Source organism: Shewanella baltica (assembly GCF_900456975.1).
In the GTDB taxonomy this organism is placed as follows: domain Bacteria; phylum Pseudomonadota; class Gammaproteobacteria; order Enterobacterales; family Shewanellaceae; genus Shewanella; species Shewanella baltica.
On the sequence record NZ_UGYM01000002.1, the window covers coordinates 4,412,407 to 4,433,014 of the forward strand.

Sequence of the window (20,608 nt, forward strand, 5' to 3'; positions counted from 1 at the left end):
ATGGCCTCCAACTTCGCCGCGCGCGCCAATCAAGCTTTGATGCAATCTTCCCCCCAGTGGCGCCTCGCCATTTGGTTGCTATTGATGCTGTCAGCAAGTTTGTGGACGCTACAACTTTGGCAAAACGGCGCACGTGTACAAAGCGATATCCTTGCCATGCTGCCGCATTTACAACAGGATAAACTCACAGAGCGCGCCCTTAACCAAGTTGAAGCCACGCTCGCCGATCAAGTCTATATTGCGCTTGTCGCCAAGGATGAAACCACAGCAATCACTGCGGCAAAACTGTTGATGCAAAAGCTTGAAGCTGACCTTGTTGCAAGGGGTAAGCAAGGCGCGCTAACCGATATCCGCAGCGCCGATATACAGCTCGGTGAAGCGCTAGGGCAATTCTATTTCCCCCACAGATTTAAATTACTGACAGCGCCGCAAGCCGAAGCGTTAGCCAGCCAAAATATTGAAAGTCTGATTGAGGCAGCCACAGCGCAGCTTTACAACGCCTTTAGTTACGCCAATAGCAACTTGCTCGCCCAAGATCCGCTGCTGTTATTCCCAGCCAATTTACTCACCCTCGCACCGAGTTCAAAAGTCAGGGCCAGCCAGGGGATACTGCTCGCGAATCAAGGCGATAATGTTGCCGCGGTCGTCATGGCAAAGGGGCGAGAAAGCGCTTTTAATCCCAATGCGCAATTAGCGCAGATGACGGCATTAACCCAAGGATTGGATGCCGTTAAACAAAGCTACCCAGATATTACCGTGCTCAAAGCTGGCGCCCTGTTTCATGCCCTTGCGGCAACGCAAACGGCTAAGAGTGAAATATCGATCCTCGGCCTAGCATCCTTACTTGGGGTGATAGCCTTAGTTTGGTTGGCGTTTCGCTCAGTGATGCCGCTACTGCTAGCAATCGTGACTATTTCCAGCGGGCTGTTGCTGGCCGTGACTTTTACCTTAAGCGTATTTGGCGAGCTGCATTTACTCACCTTAGTGTTTGGCACTAGCTTGATAGGCATTGCCATCGACTATAGTTTTCATTTTTACTGCGAGCGCTTAAGCAATACAGAGCGGAGCGCAAAGGCCACAGTGGCGTATATCTTCCCAACGGTGACACTCGCCTTTATCACTAGCGCTTTGGCTTATGTCGGCATAGGTTTAGCACCGTTTCCCGGCATGCAGCAAGTCGCGATTTTCTGCGCCGCAGGTTTACTTGGGGCCTATCTCACCCTCATTCTCGCCTATCCACTGTTAGCCGGCAGTCGCTTACCCGCAGGCTCCCGCCCGTTAGCGCTCGCGGGGACTTACCTTGCCAGTCTCACTCAGTTATCGAAACGATTTACCACGCCGTTAGGCATGGGCATGTTTGCTTTGGTGATACTAATCTGGTGTTTAAGCGGCGTAACAAAGTTAACCGTCGATGACGATATTCGTCATTTACAGCAAAGCCCTGCAAGCGTGACTGAGCCAGAAAACCAGCTACGCCAGTTACTCAGTGGCGGCACAGACAATCAATTCTTATTGGTACGCGCACCGAGCGAAGAAGCGTTGCTGCAGCAGCTTGAGCGAGTGTCACCCATGCTTGATACCGCCATAACAAACCAAGAGTTAGGCAACTATGTGAGCCTCAGCCGTTATCTGCCCAGCCATCGAAAACAAGACACGGCTTACCACTTACAGGGCGAAATCTATCAAACTCAGATAGATACTGTGCTCACAAGCCTTGGTTTGGATGAAAATCTAAAGCCAGAACTGCAAGCCGCCTATTTGGCCGCGAAAACAGATTACATCACGCCAGCAGCATTCTTGACGCTAGGGGCCGGCAAGCAACTCGCGCCGCTGTGGCTCGCGCCGAATGAGGCTAATAGTCCAGTCAGCAATGGCGCGCTAAATGATGGTAGGGCGAGCGCGGATCAGGGTGCCGATTATGGAGCCATAGTCCTCCTTGGCGGCATTCAGCAAATCGATGCCCTTAAGGCGCGTTTTGCCCATGATGAAAGCGTGCAGCTTATCGACAAGGTGGCGGACATTTCAGCCGTCATGGGCCATTACCGATTGTTAACCCTAAAGCTGTTAGCCCTTGCACTTGGCATCGCACTCTTGTTGTTTAGCCTGAATTTCGGCTTTAAAAAAGCGGCGGTTGTGGTTGCCGTGCCGGCCCTTGCGGCCTTGCTCACGCTTGCAACCTTAGGCTTAACGGGCTCACCACTGAGTCTGTTCCATGCACTCGCGCTCATTTTAGTTTTCGGGATTGGGATAGACTATAGCTTGTTTTTTGCCTCAGCCCAGAACCACGGCAAGGCAGTGATGATGGCGGTGTTTATGTCCGCCTGCTCGACCCTATTGGCCTTTGGTTTACTTGCCTTTAGCCAGACCCAAGCGATTCACTACTTTGGTTTAACCCTGTCGCTGGGCATAGGGTTTACCTTTTTACTTTCGCCGTTGATTTTGACCACAACACTGGCTTTAACCACCAATCAGCTTCTAACGACAAAAAAGTCCTGATGACTACAAGGAACGTATTTTACATGTCTACACAGGTTCACGATTTATCAGCTATACCAAATTCACTTGATGTCGATGTGGCCATTATCGGCGCAGGGCCTTCGGGCGCCATCGCTGCCAGCCTGCTACACCAGCAAGGCAAGCGCGTGCTTGTGTTAGAGAAACAGCATTTTCCTCGCTTCTCCATCGGCGAAAGTTTACTGCCCTGCTGCATGCAGTTTATCGAAGAAGCGGGCATGTTAGATGCGCTCAATGCCGCTGGATTCCAACATAAAAATGGCGCCGCCTTTCGTCGCAATGGAACTTACACCACCTTCGATTTTACCGATAAATTTACTCCTGGGCCGGGCACCACGTTTCAAGTGCAGCGCGCCAGTTTTGATAAACTGTTAGCCGATACCGCCCAAAGCCAAGGGGTCGACATCCGCTACGGCGAAACGGTCGAGGCGATCGATTTAACCGAGAACCCACGCTTAACGGTGCGCAATGAACAGGGCGAGCTTTATCAAATCAATGCCCAATATGTGCTCGACGCCAGCGGTTTTGGTCGCGTATTACCCCGCTTGCTCAACTTAGAAAGTCCATCTTGCCTGCCTCCGCGCAGCGCCATCTTTACGCATGTGGAAGACAACATCAGCGATGCTAGCTTCGATCGTAATAAGATTTTGATCAGCGTCCACCCTGAACATAAAGATATTTGGTATTGGCTCATTCCCTTTAGCAATGGCCGCTGTTCACTCGGCGTGGTGGCTGAGCCGCAGTTACTTGAGCGTTTACAAGGTTCGCTTGAGCAACAATTGATGAGCATAGTCAATGAAGAACCAGGGCTAAAAGCCCTGCTGGCAAACGCTAAAGTGGTGCAGGAATGCGCCACGCTCAAAGGTTATTCCGCCAATGTGTCACGCCTTGCGACCGACAAGTTCGCCCTACTGGGTAATGCGGGCGAGTTCCTCGATCCTGTGTTTTCCTCCGGTGTGACTATCGCCATGCAATCGGCGTCTATGGCAGCAAAATGCCTGACGAAACAACTCAATGGCGAAACGGTTGACTGGCAAGCCGATTACTCAACGCCTTTGATGCAGGGCGTGAATGCCTTTCGTACCTATGTGCAAGCTTGGTATGATGGCCGCTTTCAGGACGTGATCTTCTATGAAGAACCGAACGAGCGTATCAAGCAGATGATTTGTTCTATTCTGGCGGGCTATGCTTGGGATACGAATAATCCCTTCGTTAAAGACTCGGAGCGCCGCCTGAACATGATAGTCGAACTGTGCAGAAACCCAGCCGCCACTCCAGCATTCGCAGAGGTCTAACCGCATGCCGCTAAACCTTAACGCTAAATGGTTAGTGATCACCGCCCTGCTGCTCGCAAGCCTTGGGCTGACGGGCTGTAGTGAACTGCTGTTCAGGCAGACCTGTGTCGGGCTCACTAAGGATATGCGTTATTGTTTGGCTCCACTGCCCCATGACTTTGCTCCCGCGACCGATAAGCCGTTGACTCAGCCTAGGATACAGCCCGCGACTGAGTCTACAACTAAGCCCGCCATCATGGCGAGTCAGCAAACCGACAGCAATACTGGCGTATCTTCACCCCAGTCCTTTAGCCAAAAAGTCAGTATTAAAGTGGGGAAAGAGTCCCACGAACTGCTCACTCAATTGGAGTTAGAGGGCGAGCGCATGACGCTCGTGGGTTTAGCGCCACTCGGACAGGCTTTGTTTACCTTGGTTTATGATGGGAATACACTCAGCAGTGAGCAAAGCGTGCTGCTGGGCGACAATTTTAAAGCCGAGTATTTAATGGCGATGATGCAACTGATCTATTGGCCTGAGCAGAGTATTCGCGCCCATTTGGAAGGTGGCCATTTAGTGACTGGTCTTTGCGATACGGTTGGGGGAAATCAGAGCGACACGCTTGTCGATACCCGAGTAATTACAATCCCCTGTCGCCAGATCTATAGCCAAGATACCTTGATCAGTAAAAGCGCCCTGCAAACCCATGTGGTGCAAATCCGTTATCAACAAAATGTCGGCGACGCCCTATGGCAAGCCCACATCAGCTTAACTATGCCACAGGCCAAGTTTGAGCTAGAAATCGAACCTATTTAACCTTTTAACACCCGCACTTCGCTGTGCCATGGTAAAAAAACGATACGCTATGATGAACAGAGTAGCCATTACACAGATTGGATTGTGTACCCCGCTAGGGCAAGATCCCCAGCAGGTTTTAGACCGCCTGATCGCGGGTGATACCAGCGCGATGCAGCGCAGTGACACACTCCTGTTCGAGCACCCAACCTTAGTTGCGCCAGTAACGGCTGCGCTGCCGGCGATTCCTGCAAAGCTCATTCAGTTCGATTGCCGCAATAACCAGTTACTCCTATGCGCGGCGCAGCAAATTACCGCCACGATTGAACAAGCGAAACGGGATTTGGGCCATGCTCGCATTGGCGTTGTGCTAGGCACGAGCACCTCGGGGATTTCTAAAGGTGAAGCGGCCCTGAGCTATCGCAATCAACACGGCCACTTTCCGGCGGATTACCACTATTTCCAGCAGGAGCTCGGCAGCACTAGCGACTTTTTGCGCCAATATTTTGAGCTAGATGGCCCTTGCTATACGATTTCAACCGCCTGTTCCTCCAGCGCAAAAGTCTTTGCCAGTGCCAAGCGTTTACTCAGCGCTAACCTCTGCGACATGGTGATTGTTGGCGGTGTCGACAGTTTGTGCCAACTGACAGTCAATGGTTTTAATGCTTTGGAATCTGTGTCAAAAGGCCACTGCAATCCCTTTAGTATCAACCGTGATGGCATCAATATCGGCGAAGGCGCGGCCTTATTCGTGCTGACGGCGGGCGAGTCCGATGTGATGCTGGCTGGCATTGGCGAGTCGAGCGATGCCCATCATATTTCGGCGCCACACCCCGAAGGCGCTGGCGCAATCACCGCCATGCAAGCGGCTTTGCAAGATGCGAATATTGCGGCACAAGATATTGGTTACATTAACTTACACGGCACAGCGACACCCAAAAATGATGCGATGGAAAGCCGCGCTGTGGTTAAAGTCTTTGGCGTCAACACCCCGCCCTGCAGCTCGACCAAACCCTTAGTCGGCCATACCTTAGGTGCCGCTGGCGCAATCGAAGCCGCCTTCTGCTATTTATTGCTTTCGGCACATAATCACGGCCAAGCCCTGCCGCCCCATCAATGGGACGGACAAGTCGATCCACAGGACCCGTCCATTACCTTAGTCGAACGCCATCAAGTCGCCGCAAAAGGCACACTTAATTATGTGATGAGTAATTCCTTCGCCTTTGGCGGCAGCAATGCCAGCCTGATTTTTTGCCGTAACGAGGCCTAAAATGATGCCCTTTATTCAATTCAATTTACCCTTTGCCGAGCAGGATATTGCCGATTTCATCCCCCACAGGGCGCCGATGATCTTGGTCGATAAGATCATCTCTTATCAACGCGATACCTTAGTTACCGAAGTCACGATCACGCCGAAAAGCCCCTATTTCGACGATAAACATCAAGCCGTACCCAATTATGTGGGTATCGAATATATGGCCCAAAGTATTGCCGCACTGGCCGGAGTAGAAGCTAAGCTGCGCAATGATAAAATCCGCGTGGGTTTTCTGTTGGGGTCGCGCAAATTAGCGCTACATGCCAAGCAATATGAACTCGGGCGCACCTATCGCACCCAGGTAAACCGCCTCTATCAAGAGGAGTCGGGATTAGCGGTATTCGATTGCCAGATTTATCTGCTGCCCGAAGCCGGAAGCGAACAAGAGAAAATCTTAGTCGCCACAGCGAATGTGAATGTGTTCCAACCCCAAGACACGCAAGCCTACCTTGATGGAAATCAAGACGCGGGCAATAGAAGCCTTGGACACTAATATCGAGGCAATGCTGAGACCAGGTAATCGCAGCAAACTGAATTAGCCTGTCGATAAAAAGCGTTAGATTAAGCGCCTTAGCAAGCAGCCTTTTACCATAAATACATGAAACCCCATACCGACTCCTAAAGATAAAATGGGGTGGAGAAAATAGATGAATAACAGAGTATTAGTCACAGGTTCGAGCCGCGGTATAGGTAAAGCCATCGCCCTAAAACTGGCCGCAGCAGGCTTCGATATCGCCCTGCATTACCACAGCAATCAAACGGCGGCCGATGACAGTGCCACGCAAATCCGCGCGCTTGGAGTCAATGTGAGCCTGCTGAAATTTGATGTTGCCGACCGCGCGACAGTCAAAGCCGCCATCGAAGCCGATATCGAGGCCAATGGTGCCTATTACGGCGTGATCCTCAATGCCGGTATCAACCGCGATACCGCCTTTCCCGCCATGACAGAAAGCGAATGGGACAGCGTCATTCACACTAACTTGGACGGTTTTTATAATGTGATCCATCCCTGCGTGATGCCTATGGTACAAGGCCGAAAAGGTGGACGTATCATCACTTTAGCCTCGGTATCTGGGATCGCGGGCAACCGTGGCCAAGTGAATTACAGCGCCTCCAAAGCGGGTATTATCGGCGCGACTAAGGCACTGTCATTAGAACTGGCAAAACGCAAAATCACCGTCAACTGTATCGCCCCGGGCTTGATTGAAACCGACATGGTGGCCAATATCCCTAAGGACATGGTCGAGCAATTAGTGCCGATGCGCCGTATGGGTAAACCCAATGAAATCGCAGCCTTAGCCGCATTTTTAATGTCTGACGATGCCGCCTATATCACTCGCCAAGTGATATCGGTCAATGGAGGTATGATCTAAATGAGCGAGGCGACAAATCAAACACGCTGTAAACGAGTGGTCATCACAGGCATTGGCGGGATTACCGCCCTAGGTCATGATTGGCCGACCATTGCGGCGAACCTTAAGGCGCAGAAAAACTGCGTCGTCACTATGAGTGACTGGGATAGATACGACGGACTCAATACCCGTTTAGCCGCACCAATTACAGACTTTGAAGTGCCAAGCCATTATTCGCGCAAGAAAATTCGTTCCATGGGCAAGGTTTCCATTATGGCAACCCGGGCCAGTGAACTGGCTTTACTCGATGCGGGATTACTGGATGACCCTATCGTGTCCTCGGGTGAAATGGGCATCGCCTATGGTTCATCCACGGGCAGTACCGATCCTATTACCGCCTTTGGCGATATGCTGAAAACGGGCGATATGTCGGGCATCACCGCCACTAGCTATATCCGCATGATGGCGCACACCACAGCGGTGAACGTTGGCGTCTTCTTCGGCTTAAAGGGCCGAATTCACACCACCAGCAGCGCATGCACTTCGGGTAGCCAAGGCATAGGTTACGCCTATGAGGCCATCAAATACGGTCAGCAAACCTTAATGTTGGCAGGCGGCGGCGAAGAACTCTGCCCCACCGAAGCTGTGGTGTTTGACACCCTGTTTGCCACTAGCACCAAAAACTCCACACCCGAACTCACGCCGCGCCCCTTTGATGCGGATCGTGATGGCCTCGTCATTGGCGAAGGGGCTTGTACGCTGGTGCTCGAAGAGCTCGAACACGCCAAGGCGCGTGGTGCAAAAATTTATGCTGAGTTAGTCGGTTTTGGCACAAATTCCGACGGTCAACACGTCACCCAACCGAATGCGCAGACCATGGAAATCGCCATCAGATTAGCCCTCAAAGATGCGCAGCTTGAGCCTAGCGTCATAGGTTATGTGAACGCCCACGGCACAGCCACCGACCGTGGTGACATTGCCGAGAGTCACGCGACTCAAGCAGTGTTTGGCGCTGAGACGCCAATATCATCCCTTAAAAGCTACACAGGCCACACCTTAGGCGCATGCGGCGCGTTAGAAGCTTGGGTGAGTATTGAGATGATGAATGCGGGCTGGTTTGCGCCAACACTCAATCTTGAGAATATCGACCCACAGTGCGCCGATTTGGACTATATCCGCAACGAACTGCGCCCAATCGACACAGATTATGTGATGAGTAATAATTTCGCCTTTGGCGGCATTAATACCTCGCTGATTTTTAAACGCTGGACCAGATAACACCTAAAACCCACATAAGGACATAACAATGAAACCACTGTTTGCAGGGATGCTGCTGAGCATCAGTTTATTAACCGCGCCACTGTTTGCCAAAGAATACACGGTAGAAACCTACCAAGAAGTCTTTAATGGCGACAACGAATTTAAGCAGAAACAAGCCATCGAATCCTTAACCCTTGCAGGCTTATCCGATCCTGCGATTTACGATGTGCTCGAAGCTAAACTGCTTGCCTCTTTACCCCAAGCGACTGAAAAAAATGCCATCGACTACAGTGCTTGGTTAGTCAAAGGCTTAGCCTATTCGGGTAACGACAAGTACAGCGAAACCATCAACAGCATTGTGAATGGCAACTATCACAAAAAACTCAAAAAATACGCATCTCAAGCCAATGAAAATCTAGCGCAATATAAAAAGTGGAATACCATTCTTGGGGATAAAAGCCAATATGCTGCCGACCAAAGTCAGCAAAATAATGCCTTTGCCAATGCACTACGCAGCGATGATTTAGAGTTAATGCGCCTAGCGGCTAAACGCATTATGGATGATCGTCAGTACGATGACTTTATCCTAGCCATCCTCAGTAACGAATTGAAAACGCCACGCTTAATGGCTGATGACAAACTAGCCATCGATACCTATGCCAACATGGCAAAAGCCCTAGCCAGTTCAGGCAATGCCGATTACCGCGATGTGATTGAGAATATTGCGACCACAAGTTCGAACCGAAAACTGCAAAAATACGCGGCTAGCTACCTGAAGAAATTCTACTAAACCAGCCCGTTTTACGCTGAATAGAACAAATCATGGCCGAGCTTATCCTCGGCCATTTTTATATCCGTTTGGATAATGTTGAGTATGGGAAGGAAAAATTTATAGTGGGTGGCTTAGAGATCTCCCCGCAGAATGCCGCACAGCGCGGTTGACCTTGTAGCCAGTGCCTTTTACTGGCGATAAAGATTTATAACCCGCTTGTTTTCGAAAAGATCGCACGATTTAATCGTTTTGAGCGTTTCGCACAATACACTATACTGCTACTGTATTTCCAAATAAGAGGGCTTAATCGTGCAAACATTAACCGCCAATGACGCCAAACGAAATTTTGGTGAATTGCTACTAAACGCTCAACGTGAACCCATCAAAATCAGCAAAAACAGTAAAGATGCGGTTGTGGTTATGTCTATCCGCGATTACGAACAGCTTGAGGCGATGAAAGCCGACTATCTGAAGCACTGTTTCATCGCAGCCAAAGAAGATTTAGCGAAGGGCAATGTGGTTGATGGTGAAGATTTTCTTAACGCCCTGTAGCAACTTACATGAATAATAAACGCTATAAACTGAGTAGGTTAGCTCAGCCACAATTAGTTCAATCTCTGCATTGCAGAGTTCGTTTCAGAAACTGATATTCGGGGCTATAAAACCTTCAGCGATTGAGATTAAGCACTCTCATTACAGTGACACGCCATGAACTCGTCCTTGAGGGCTCGACGGCGGCATATATGGACCCATCCGGTTTGCAAGACATTCGATAGCGATTTTGAGAAGAGTTCATTGCACCCATATATTCGGCCTGTTATTGAGGTATGCCTCTGGCCCTGATGGATATCTGCTTCTACTGTCCTTATCATCCTTGCGGCTTCGTAATGAGCCTATGCCTCCGTAAGGTTTTCAGTAGATCAGTCTGACTGTCTCATCATCAAATCAAGTGTCATAGCAACTTGCTGGTTGGTTAATCATTAAAAATAAATTCAGTTCTATACTGGAAGCCGATACTCTTCGTTACGCGCCGCGATAACCCATGCCATTCTCGCGAGCTTATTGGCGACGGCCACACAGGCTCGGTTAAAACCTCGGCGCTCTGCTAACTGGATTGCCCAGCAGCTAAATTTATCCTGTTTATGACAACTGTGTTGCAACACGGCTCTGGCGCCGTGGATGAACAGGGTGCGTAAATACGCATTTCCCCGTTTGCTTATCCCAAGGAGGTTATCTTTACCTCCACTGCTGTGTTGCTTGGGAACTAAGCCACACCAAGCTGAAAAGTGCCTGCCATTAGTGAAGTCTTTACCGTCACCTGCGGCGGCATAAAAGGCGGTAGCGGTGACTGGACCAATACCTGGGATAGTTTCTAAACGCTGGCAAATCACATTGTTCTTAGTTTCAGTGAGCACTTGAACGTCACAACCCTTAAGCCGTTTTTCTATATCACTAAACTCTTCATATAACTGATAAAAAATCGTCCGACCTTTGGTGGTTAGCGCATTGGTTTCATCCGCTAAAATATCTGGGAACTGTACTTTAAAAGCCGATTTACTCTTGGCTATCACGATGCCGTATTCTGCTAACATGCCTCGCACTTGGTTGATTAAGGCAGTTGATTGCTTAGTTAATCTTTCGCGCATTCGGTGGAGCAGTTGCACATCTTGCTGCTCGACGCTTTTGGGTTTTACAAACCGCATGTTGGGTCGCTGCGCAGCTTCAGCGATGGCTAGCGCATCGTTGTAGTCATTTTTATTACCTTGCCGAAAAGGCACCACAAATTGAGGTGCGATTAGCTTGACATTATGGCCCAACAGCTCAAATTCTCTGGCCCAATAATTTGCCCCACTACAGGCTTCCATCACAATCAGACACGGCTCAATTTGAGCAAGAAAGGGAAGTAAGTCCTTGCGTCTAAGCATTTTCTTTTTGATTAACTTGCCTGCTTTATCGACACCAACAGCATGAAAAACAGACTTTGCGATATCTAAACCAATTGTAGTAATCTTCATAAGTGGACCCGTCCTCTTTCTGATGAGTTTTAGCGACTACATCGTGGCCCATTGTGAGGCCGATTAAAAGTGGATGGGTCCATTCCATTATCCATGCCGCCAACGGTCACTTCCATGACAGTGCTTAATTCCGTTAGCTAAACTGTATTCTGTTAGCCTGAACATGCACTCAATGTTGCCAACAGTGCAATACCTAAACCAAGCTAGCCATCTCAGCAGACATACCTTAGGCGTAAACAAGATAACGTAAATATTCGACTGTTCTGTTTTTCTGCTTTCTGAAACGCAACTATTTGTTTTATAAAAAATAAAAATCCTACCACAAGCCCTTTAAAACATACTTACCAGACTAAAATGGCAGCGACAAAGGTTTTGACAGCGACGTCAACTCAGTCTAATATCTACCGCAACACGACCCTGGCCTCTTGGTTGCTTTGCAACTTACGCTGGGGTTCTTATTTAGCGGCGTTACCACCACTCCTGCCAGTTCTCTATGTACCCCATGTTTGCCAATCCCAGCTTGCGCACCGACTGCTGTGCGGGGAACGTCAGCAGGTGATCCCGTAGGCGAATATGCCACTGGGTATTTGGGCAAATCACCTTGAGTAGATGGCGCGTGATGGCCAGCAACACGAATGGCTTGGCCAGCCTCTCATCATCTTTTGCCAAGAAATCGCACCACAGCACAGCTCCCGGCTTGGGCAACTTCACCTGAGTGGTAACGTTGCGATTCCAAAGGCGGCTATGATGGGCACAGATATTGCGCAGGTAACTGAGACCGTAGATCCAGCTGGCAAACACCTGCCAGTCCAAACCGTATTTGCTGGCGATATGCTGCTGTTCTGACACTTTCATCATGCAGATCAGCTGCGAGATAGCGCCAAAATCAAACACCTCTACCGCCACCCAGATCGGCAGCTCGTCACCATGGCGCTGATGGTAGTGGCGAACAAAATCCTCTTTGGAACGCTTTATCAACCCCCGGTATTTCTCCATCCACGCTTCAAATCGAGTCTGGTGACTTCCCCTGAATGCGGGCTGCCGGATAAAGCTGGGATGGAAGTAGCTACAATCGAGGTGAGCAAAGGTATCTCGCTTGCCAAGGTGATAGGCAAGATCGACCCGTAAGGCAACCTCGATCCGCTCTAACGCATCCAGTACCAGCAGGCGCAATTTCTTGTCGAACAGATAGAGCTCGACCGCATCCAGCAAATGTGTAGCGGTACAAAACTGGTCAGTTGCCCGGGTATCCCGTTTTCCCTCACCCTCAGCTGCTGGCTCAAAGCGGCGAAATGGATACCAGTAACCGCTTAAACGGTAATAACCGATCCGCTCCAGATAGTTCAGAGCGGCATCTTGGTCGGTGACCGTAATACCACGCTCAATCAGCTGATCCAGTTGCTGTTGATAGCTAAGCCAGGGGCGAGCGTAGGGCATCAGGCAAGGGCTCCTTCCACCAGCGACTCAGCCAGGGCAAGCTGGGACTGCTGGCTAGTTTGTAGGCGAGATTTTAGTTGGTCGCAAAACAGAACTAAATCCGTAAGCTTTGACGTTATTTTGTTCATCTCAGACTCCGGACATACTGGCACAAGAATGTTAGATAAACTATCCACATTTAATTTTGGCATTTTTATTCTATTTTATGCAGCTCTAACTTGCGCTAAAAAAACCTCAGATACGATGATTTTTAGCAAGAAATCAGAGCTTATCATTGCGTCTAGAAGGAAACATATCTGCGCTACATAACCCATCAAGGTCTGCAATAATTGCTTTTGACAACGAAGGACGTATTTTTGAGTTTAAAAAATAAATAAAACCATCCATTTCAAATCAATAACATAATGCACTTTCGTTTTGTCAACAACCTGCTTTGGCTAAAATGGCTTGAATGAGAGTAATCAAAAGTGGCATGACTGTATCTGAGGCAAAAATCGACTTAGTGTTAGCTTACCCTTTGCTTATCCACCACGGCGCATTGGCAAACAGATAACAACAAAAAGATCAAAAAGATCAAAAAGATCAAAAAGATCAAAAAGATCGGACAGTCATAATTTTTGCTTCTTAAAGATTGATCAATTACGTAAGAGCCTAAGGGATACACCATCCCCTCGGAGTTGCCGCAGGGCATTTGCGTTCGTTGCGTGATCGAGGCATGGTCGTTCTCGTGCATCCATGCACTTCACGACATTCAGGCGTCCTGCCTATCAGATGCCGAGATAGCGTCAGTCGAATCAGGGACGAGCGTCTGACGCGATAGCATAAGGGTGCTAATTGCCCAAGGGGCTTTCAACTCCGTTGGGGACGCCGGGGGATATCCAAAAGGGGAACAGGCGCTTTTCCCCTTTTGGTCGGGTGTGGGGCGAAGCCCCACGACTTTGATTTTTATTTAAAAGTCCAAAAGTAAGGACAACCTTCCTTGCTTGCCCTATCGATCAAAACCAAGGGATGAAACGTCATCTCTTTAGCAAGAACTCTTGGCCTACCCTTTGCTTATCCACCGCAGCGTTTACCCCTAAAAACAACTAAACGCGATAACACTATGATGGACAAGCAACAACAGAGGGAGTTTCAATCTTGAGAAAGACGATGAAAATTATACTAGATGATCTAAAAGGGCCTGAAATTGCAGCACTTTTAACAGAACACCTCGACGATATGCGAGCAACTTCACCGCCTGAAAGCGTCCACGCATTAGATCTTGATGGCCTGCGTCAACCCAATATTCGCTTTTGGACCCTCTGGGATGGCAATAATTTAGCGGGTTGCGGTGCACTAAAATGGTTAGATGCCGAGCACGCCGAGATCAAATCGATGCGCACCGCCGCGCCCTATAAGCAGCAAGGTATAGCGTCTAAGATATTGCAGCACTTGATTAACGATGCCAAAAGCGCTGGCGTCAAACGCCTGAGTCTAGAGACAGGTTCGATGGACTTCTTTAACCCCGCTCGCTTACTCTACTGCAAATTTGGTTTTGAAATCTGCGGCCCCTTCGACACCTATCAACTCGATCCCAATAGCGTGTTTATGACGAAGAGAATCTAAAACACATGCGCCTTAGTCTTTGAAATTCATATCTAAGGCGCTTTGCTGCAGTTAAGTATTCGCTCGCTTAACTACTGATGCAGTTCTGTGCCCGTTCCACCAATGGATGATAAACCCAAGTAATAACCCCCAGAATGCACTACCAATACCCAGCACACTAAAACCCGATGCGGTGACCAAAAAAGTGATCACCGCTACTTCGCGATCTTCGGTTTTAGCTAATGCGGCAGTCAGGCTATTGGCGATAGTGCCAAGCAGCGCTAATCCGGCGATGGCCAGTACTAATTCCTTCGGGAAAGCGGAAAACAGACCAACAACAGTGGCGCCGAGTAACCCAGTGATAAAGTAAAATACGCCGCCCCACACTGCCGCCCAGTAACGGGTCGCGGGATTCGGGTCAGCTTCTTTACCCATGCAAATAGCCGCTGTGATGGCGGATAAGTTAAAGGCAAAACCGCCAAAGGGCGCCAGAATTAACCCGATTAGCCCTGTGCTCGTGATCAAAGGTGAAATAGGCGGCCTGTAGCCATTACCGTGCAGCGCAGCAACGCCCGGCATATTTTGCGAGGCCATAGTGACCACAAACAGCGGTAACGCCACGCCAATCACACTCGCCAGCGAAAACTCAGGCGTGGTCCACACCGGCATCGCCAGTTGCAACTGAACGGCATCTAACTTGAGTAAATCTAATTGAAAGCTCATGCCGATGCCCACCAGCAAGGTCAGCAAGATGATGTAGCGCGGCGCAAAAGGCTTAACGACGACAAACACCAACAGCATGATTAATATGAGGCTCAACTGGGTTTGCATCGCCTGAAATAGCCCTAGGCCAAATTGCAGCAGAATCCCCGCCAACATGGCTGAAGCGACTGACTGCGGCATGATGCGAATAAGTTTATCCATCCAGCCCGCCACCCCACAAAGGGTGATTAAAATCGAACTCACCAGAAACGCGCCTATGGCTTGGTTGACGCTCAATCCCGCTAGGCTGGTCACCATTAGCGCCGCGCCCGGTGTCGACCAAGCCGTTAGAATAGGATTCTTGTAGTAAAGCGATAACCCTATGCTGGTCACGCCCATGCCCACACCTAAAGCCCACAGCCATGAACTAATCTGTGCAGATGTCGCCCCCACGGCCTCCGCCGCTTGAAAGATAATCACAGCAGAGCTGCTATAACCCACTAATACCGCAATAAAACCCGCTGATATTTTTGACAAACTCCATGCATCTCGCCACATATTCACTCCCTTCCTCTGCAATTGATGTCGCCACCACGTTGTGCGCTATCACTTATCAAATGAACAAGATAGCCTTCGTGCGCTATAACGCACGATATGGACAAGATAGCATTTGTACGTTATAACGTACAAACTAAATTTTTATAAAAATGATGGGGCCATTGTGCAGACGATAAACAGCTATCTCGCCACCACACTCAAAGCACTTCGTAACCAAAAAGGATGGAGTTTAGATAAAGCCGCTCAAGAGACAGGCGTCAGCAAGGCCATGATAGGACAAATCGAGCGCGGCGAATCTAGCCCAACCATTGCGACGCTGTGGAAAATTGCCAGTGGATTCAATATCTCGCTGTCGACCTTTCTCGAGCCCACGCCCCAGAGCCAAGGCGCAGTATTCCGTAAACCCGACGAATTACGCCAACAACCCGCCACCGACGGCATGTTAGTCGCCTCACTGTTTCCCTTTGAAGACCGCTTTGGTTTTGAGATGTTTGAACTCACCCTGCTGCCAAACTATGAGCGGCTTTCTGAGCCCCATGAAGCTGGCGTCACTGAGCATGTCATTGTATTAAGCGGCACGATGGAAGTGTTAGTCGATGGACAGTGGCAAACGCTCAAACAAGGTGAAGCGGTACGATTTGCGGCCGACAAACCCCATGGCTATCGAAATCTCAACGACCAAGCCGTGGTCTTCCACGACATCATTCACTATCAACGAAGCTGTGAATCTAGCTTGTAGCAGCTTATCTAACGCCAGTAATGCCGAGTTCGGGCTCTTGCACGGCCAAAGACCAAACCCTTCACTATGATAATTTGCAACGCTTGCACTCGCCAATTCATTAGAATAAACTTATTGAAAATTTTCTAATGGTAGGAGCAATGCTATGTTTCAATCTTTACTGGCTAAGTTATCCGGCAGTCAATCGGGCGAAAAGTGTTGGCAATTGATTGAGCAAGGCGCACGGGTGATTGATGTGCGTTCACCGGAGGAATTTGCCTCCGGTCATTTGCCCCAAGCCATTAATGTGCCATTGCCAACACTCGACCAGTGGTTGCATCAAGTCGACAATAAACAACATCCCTTCGTGCTCTACTGTGGCGCGGGTATTCGAGCGCAAAAAGGCTGCGATATCCTCAAGGCCAATGGTTTTGGCTGCGTGGTGAATGGTGGCTCACTTAAAGATTTAGTCTGCTGCCAACCGAGCTAATTTAAGCCTTGGTTGTTCGGCGCCAATCTTACCAATCTGTATGTTGTGATGGTTTAGATATCTGCGAGGTGATGTATGCATAAAACGAATCATGCCAAAGCGTTACAGCTTGAAACCGCACAGGTTAACCCTGCTGAAAAGCCGCATGAAACTGAACGCCCTGCACGCTTTAGCATCAGTCGTAATCGCGACCAAGCCAGCACTAAGGTGCGTTATGTTGAGACTAGCGCCCTTGCTAAAGGCTGCAGCCTTTGCGAATAAACGGCTAAGTCTGCGACTTAAACCTAGTAGCTCAAACCTAACCACTTAAGCCAAGCGTGCTTAGCTTAAATGAACATACAAAAATGCCAGCCTATTAAAGGCTGGCATTATTTATTCAGCTAAATCAAATGACTCAGCTAATCAATGGGCCAATTAAGCCTTCAGCTGATCGATACTGTGTTTCGCTTCGCTCATGCCTTTGTCGTGTGCTTCAGGACCCATGTTCAGCGCTTCGGCGTAAACCACTTCAACATTAGTGATACCAATAAAGCCTAAAACCGTTTTCAAGTAAGGTACAACGTGATCCGTTGGGCCATCTTTGTGAGCGCCGCCACGGGTCGTCACTAACACAGCGCGTTTACCTTCCACTAATCCTTTTGGACCTGTTTCAGTGTAAGTAAAAGTCACACCAGCGCGGGCAATGAAATCGATCCAGTTTTTAAGTTGAGTCGGAATAGTGAAGTTATACATAGGCGCTGCGATAACAATAGTGTCATTCGCTTTTAATTCAGCAACTAAGGTATCTGATAATGCGAGCATTTCTTGCTGACGTGCCGATAATTCTGCACCACCACGTAAACCAGAAGCGATTTCACCGTCTACCATAGGCAGCACGTCTTTACCGCCTAAATCACGTACTGTGATAGCGGCGCCTTGGGTTTCCCAGTGGCTAGCTAAGTGGTCAATTAACACGGCAGATTGTGAATAACCGCCAAGAATGCTTGATTTTAAAATTAAGACTTTAGACATAATCTGCTCCGAAAATAGGTAAATGACTCAGAGTCAGATGGAATATCTCAACTCTATGACGCTAGTGTATTCGCCCATAAAAAAGAAATAAAGTGGATAAAATTTGAGATTCACTTCGATTTTTTAGAAAGGTTATAGGTTGTTGCGACGCGCTATAAATTAACTCGCTTTCGGCGCACTGACATACAGACCTTCGAATACCGCACAAAGCTTAGCATCACAATACAATTGCACTGCTAACTTCACTTTCACTCTGCGACCTCTTTGCAACGGACTAAGATCCACAGTTGGCCATTGCACTGTTACCACAGGATCACAAGTCACTGGAGCGAGATAACGAATATGGGCATCGGCGAGCACAATGTCACCCGCAACGCCTGCTAACTGCTGGTTCAGCCACACAGCGCCCCAGCCAGTTAAGGTCATCAAGGTATAAATGCTGCCGGCAAACATGGTCTGATGCAGATTAATATTAGGCGCTATCGGCGCTGTGACTCGAAACTCACCCTCGCTGTAATCGAGTGGCGCAATCTGCATAAACTCGCTAACAGGAATAGTACTGTGCCACGTCTGGCGTAATTGAATGAGTAGTTGAGTAAGTAATTCATCCATGTGCATTTACCTTGATACAACCCTCTTCACAGCTAACACCGAATAAGTTAAACACTCTATCCCCCAGAAAAACCACGCGATGACTAATTTAATAGCTAATGTAATAGCTAACGTAATTGCTAACACAATAACTAACGCAATCACTCGCGCGATAAGAAGCTACACCTGCAGATTAAAAGTCACAGGGCCATCATTGACTAAGGACACTTGCATATCGGCGCCGAATTGTCCGGTTTCTGTGGTCACGCCCTTAGCGCGGCAAAATGCGACAAACTCTTCATACAGTGCCAAGGCTTGATCCGGCGTACCTGCGCCCGAAAAACTCGGCCTCAAGCCACGGCCCGTATCGGCGGCCAAGGTAAATTGCGACACCACTAACAAAGAGCCACCGACTTGCTCTAGGTTGAGATTCATCTTGCCATTCTCATCGGAAAACACGCGATAACTCATCACTTTAGTTGCCAGTTTTTCCATCTTCTCGCGGGTATCTTCCTGCTCGACGCCCAGCAGAACCAACAGGCCCTTATCGATTGCGCCTATGGTTTGATTATCGACAACCACACTGGCGCGGCTCACTCTTTGAATTAACGCAATCACAACTTTTCCTTTTTAGATTAAGGCTTAACGGGAACCATTTGCTGCATGAGCGGGATAGGACGAATATATTGGTCGATACCATCGGGCAAGGATTGCGCGACTTGTGCCAAACCGCCATTGGTCCACAGCATAAAACGACGTAACTCTTCGATTTCAACACGGTCGGCAAAGGTGACTGTGCCTTGTATTTGGATCACAGCGCCTTGGTCCAGCAACACGAACTTGGCAAAATTAAGCTTCTGATTCAAAGTGCCAATCACCACAGGCAGCTCTTGGCTAGCCTGTAATTGCGGATGCACGGCATAGAAACGATTCATTAAAATACGGTCAATGCCCGCAGAATTAATACTCGGCTCAAGCAAAAACTGGTTATCGCCAAACTGCACCGCGACTTTAGTTGGCGCAACTTTGGTGGCCAAGTAGTTCGCGTTAATCAACGCTTGATACAAGCGCTCAGCGGCAGCGTCATTGGTCAATCCACCCAGTTCAACGACTTTGGGCGCGACGGGCGCACTCACGTTCTCCTGAGCCACCACTGGGTCAATCGCGCTGGTTTGCGAGGGCGCCGTGGCGGCACAGGCAGTTAATCCGAGTAAACTGGCACTGATGAGCAATGTTTTCATTGTATTTCCCTTTGATGTATCCACGACCACATAGCATGGATTTCTGCTGTGACCGCCAAAAACAACGGCTCGCTATTGAGCATATGTCCGCCGTCGGCAACAGATTGAATCGTAATAGCATGCTCTAACCCAGCCAAAAAATCGCGCAATAACGCCGCTGGGCAAATCGCATCCTGCATTCCTTGCAATAGCACACTACGCGCCTTCACTCTAGACGTCACGCGCTGCAACACACTCATGGCATTGAAGTAAGCATGCCGAGCAAAGTGCAATTCGATATCCGCTAACGCTAATACTGGGTCGGGTAACTGTCTTGGCAACACCAATCTCGCCCCCGCGAGCTTTAGCTCCCACTGAACCCAACGCCGCGCAAAATGGTGCCGCAGGTTTTCATCGGCCGATGCCAAACCTTGATGGTATGAATCCAGCAGTTCAGCCAGCGATGGCGCAACGGGCGTATTACCACTGAAGAGTCGATAAGCCGCAGGTTGTAATTTTGCCGCGCCATCAGCGCCATAGAGCCAATCTATGCCTTCTTTAGACGGAATAAATAACGCCCACAGCACTTGCGCTATCACCCGTTCGGGGAATAATCCGCTGTAAATTAAGCCTAATGTGGCCCCAAAGGAGCCACCCGCTAAACACCAGCGCTCAATACCTAACGCAAGGCGAATCGCCTCCATATCGCAGATCAAACCATTAAGATGATTATGGGCTAAATCGCCAAAGGGCAAGGATTGTCCAGAACCTCGTTGATCTAACAGCAAAATCCAATATTGTTCGCCATTAAATAAAGCTAAATCACCGATATCACAACCCGCTCCCGGACCACCGTGCAAATACAACAGCGGGATACCTTGAGGATTACCGTATTGCGCCAGATGTAATTGCTGACCATTGCCAACGCTAAACCAGTCGCGGCGGATAAAAGGGGGAAAGGATTCGGGCACTGATTCAGGCATTAAGTGTTATCGCCATTAC

21 protein-coding genes are annotated in these 20,608 nt (G+C 49.1%); 13 read left to right on the forward strand and 8 right to left on the reverse strand.

Annotated elements, in window-relative coordinates:
- From DYH48_RS19705 to DYH48_RS19745, 9 genes are all read left to right on the forward strand, one after another.
- A complete protein-coding gene (locus DYH48_RS19705) occupies window positions 1-2,496 on the forward strand; it encodes an MMPL family transporter (RefSeq protein WP_115335704.1) in 2,496 nt (831 codons plus the stop codon).
- A gap of 23 nt (window positions 2,497-2,519) precedes the next feature.
- Window positions 2,520-3,809 (forward strand): NAD(P)/FAD-dependent oxidoreductase, encoded by a 1,290-nt coding sequence (locus DYH48_RS19710; protein ID WP_012586551.1) that lies wholly within the window; start codon window positions 2,520-2,522, stop codon window positions 3,807-3,809.
- Window positions 3,810-3,813: 4 nt separating this feature from the next.
- Window positions 3,814-4,602, forward strand: coding sequence for a DUF3261 domain-containing protein (locus DYH48_RS19715; protein ID WP_115335705.1), 789 nt, complete (start codon window positions 3,814-3,816; stop codon window positions 4,600-4,602).
- Window positions 4,603-4,651: 49 nt separating this feature from the next.
- Window positions 4,652-5,851: a beta-ketoacyl-[acyl-carrier-protein] synthase family protein gene (locus tag DYH48_RS19720; RefSeq protein WP_115335706.1), complete on the forward strand. Its 1,200-nt coding sequence runs from the start codon at window positions 4,652-4,654 to the stop codon at window positions 5,849-5,851.
- Window position 5,852: 1 nt separating this feature from the next.
- Window positions 5,853-6,389 (forward strand): hotdog family protein, encoded by a 537-nt coding sequence (locus tag DYH48_RS19725; RefSeq protein ID WP_370452680.1) that lies wholly within the window; start codon window positions 5,853-5,855, stop codon window positions 6,387-6,389.
- Window positions 6,390-6,543: 154 nt separating this feature from the next.
- Window positions 6,544-7,269 carry a 3-ketoacyl-ACP reductase FabG2 gene (locus tag DYH48_RS19730; RefSeq protein ID WP_115335707.1) on the forward strand — a complete coding sequence of 242 codons (726 nt, stop codon included), beginning with the start codon at window positions 6,544-6,546 and terminating at the stop codon, window positions 7,267-7,269.
- A complete protein-coding gene (locus tag DYH48_RS19735) occupies window positions 7,270-8,526 on the forward strand; it encodes a beta-ketoacyl-ACP synthase (protein WP_115335708.1) in 1,257 nt (418 codons plus the stop codon).
- A gap of 28 nt (window positions 8,527-8,554) precedes the next feature.
- Window positions 8,555-9,298 carry a hypothetical protein gene (locus DYH48_RS19740; protein ID WP_115335709.1) on the forward strand — a complete coding sequence of 248 codons (744 nt, stop codon included), beginning with the start codon at window positions 8,555-8,557 and terminating at the stop codon, window positions 9,296-9,298.
- 291 nt (window positions 9,299-9,589) lie between these two features.
- Window positions 9,590-9,832, forward strand: a complete 243-nt coding sequence (locus DYH48_RS19745) for a type II toxin-antitoxin system Phd/YefM family antitoxin (protein ID WP_115335710.1) — start codon at window positions 9,590-9,592, stop codon at window positions 9,830-9,832.
- A gap of 446 nt (window positions 9,833-10,278) precedes the next feature.
- Here DYH48_RS19745 and DYH48_RS19750 read toward each other — a convergent pair whose 3' ends face one another.
- Both DYH48_RS19750 and DYH48_RS19755 read right to left on the reverse strand, forming a co-directional pair.
- Window positions 10,279-11,295 carry an IS110 family RNA-guided transposase gene (locus tag DYH48_RS19750; protein ID WP_115335711.1) on the reverse strand — a complete coding sequence of 339 codons (1,017 nt, stop codon included), beginning with the start codon at window positions 11,293-11,295 and terminating at the stop codon, window positions 10,279-10,281.
- Between the two features lie 468 nt (window positions 11,296-11,763).
- Window positions 11,764-12,732, reverse strand: a complete 969-nt coding sequence (locus DYH48_RS19755; RefSeq protein ID WP_107949616.1) for an Abi family protein — start codon at window positions 12,730-12,732, stop codon at window positions 11,764-11,766.
- A gap of 1,149 nt (window positions 12,733-13,881) precedes the next feature.
- Between DYH48_RS19755 and DYH48_RS19770 the strand changes: the two genes are divergently transcribed.
- On the forward strand, window positions 13,882-14,337 hold the full coding sequence (locus DYH48_RS19770; protein ID WP_115335712.1) for a GNAT family N-acetyltransferase: 456 nt from the start codon (window positions 13,882-13,884) through the stop codon (window positions 14,335-14,337).
- 51 nt (window positions 14,338-14,388) lie between these two features.
- Here the strand turns inward: DYH48_RS19770 and DYH48_RS19775 are convergent, their stop codons facing one another.
- Window positions 14,389-15,576: a benzoate/H(+) symporter BenE family transporter gene (locus DYH48_RS19775; RefSeq protein WP_115335713.1), complete on the reverse strand. Its 1,188-nt coding sequence runs from the start codon at window positions 15,574-15,576 to the stop codon at window positions 14,389-14,391.
- A 163-nt stretch (window positions 15,577-15,739) separates the two neighbouring features.
- Here DYH48_RS19775 and DYH48_RS19780 point away from each other — a divergent pair, with 163 nt between their 5' ends.
- From DYH48_RS19780 to DYH48_RS19790, 3 genes are all read left to right on the forward strand, one after another.
- Window positions 15,740-16,315, forward strand: coding sequence for a helix-turn-helix domain-containing protein (locus DYH48_RS19780; protein ID WP_006079795.1), 576 nt, complete (start codon window positions 15,740-15,742; stop codon window positions 16,313-16,315).
- 145 nt (window positions 16,316-16,460) lie between these two features.
- The gene (locus DYH48_RS19785) at window positions 16,461-16,784 is read left to right on the forward strand and encodes a rhodanese-like domain-containing protein (RefSeq protein WP_011845563.1); all 324 of its coding nucleotides are present in this window, start codon (window positions 16,461-16,463) and stop codon (window positions 16,782-16,784) included.
- A 75-nt stretch (window positions 16,785-16,859) separates the two neighbouring features.
- Window positions 16,860-17,045, forward strand: a complete 186-nt coding sequence (locus DYH48_RS19790) for a hypothetical protein (RefSeq protein ID WP_115335714.1) — start codon at window positions 16,860-16,862, stop codon at window positions 17,043-17,045.
- A gap of 153 nt (window positions 17,046-17,198) precedes the next feature.
- Here the strand turns inward: DYH48_RS19790 and azoR are convergent, their stop codons facing one another.
- From azoR to DYH48_RS19815, 5 genes are all read right to left on the reverse strand, one after another.
- Entirely contained in the window at window positions 17,199-17,795 is a 597-nt protein-coding gene (azoR, locus tag DYH48_RS19795; protein ID WP_063884975.1) for an FMN-dependent NADH-azoreductase, read from the reverse strand.
- A gap of 159 nt (window positions 17,796-17,954) precedes the next feature.
- Window positions 17,955-18,407 carry a thioesterase domain-containing protein gene (locus DYH48_RS19800; RefSeq protein ID WP_006086590.1) on the reverse strand — a complete coding sequence of 151 codons (453 nt, stop codon included), beginning with the start codon at window positions 18,405-18,407 and terminating at the stop codon, window positions 17,955-17,957.
- Window positions 18,408-18,566: 159 nt separating this feature from the next.
- Window positions 18,567-19,004, reverse strand: a complete 438-nt coding sequence (gene dtd, locus DYH48_RS19805; RefSeq protein WP_006079790.1) for a D-aminoacyl-tRNA deacylase — start codon at window positions 19,002-19,004, stop codon at window positions 18,567-18,569.
- Window positions 19,005-19,021: 17 nt separating this feature from the next.
- Complete coding sequence (locus DYH48_RS19810) at window positions 19,022-19,627, reverse strand: hypothetical protein (protein WP_115335715.1); 606 nt, start codon at window positions 19,625-19,627, stop codon at window positions 19,022-19,024.
- Window positions 19,624-20,589 carry an alpha/beta fold hydrolase gene (locus DYH48_RS19815; RefSeq protein ID WP_172481219.1) on the reverse strand — a complete coding sequence of 322 codons (966 nt, stop codon included), beginning with the start codon at window positions 20,587-20,589 and terminating at the stop codon, window positions 19,624-19,626. The genes DYH48_RS19810 and DYH48_RS19815 overlap by 4 nt, the downstream gene beginning before the upstream one ends.
- Window positions 20,590-20,608: the final 19 nt, after the last annotated feature.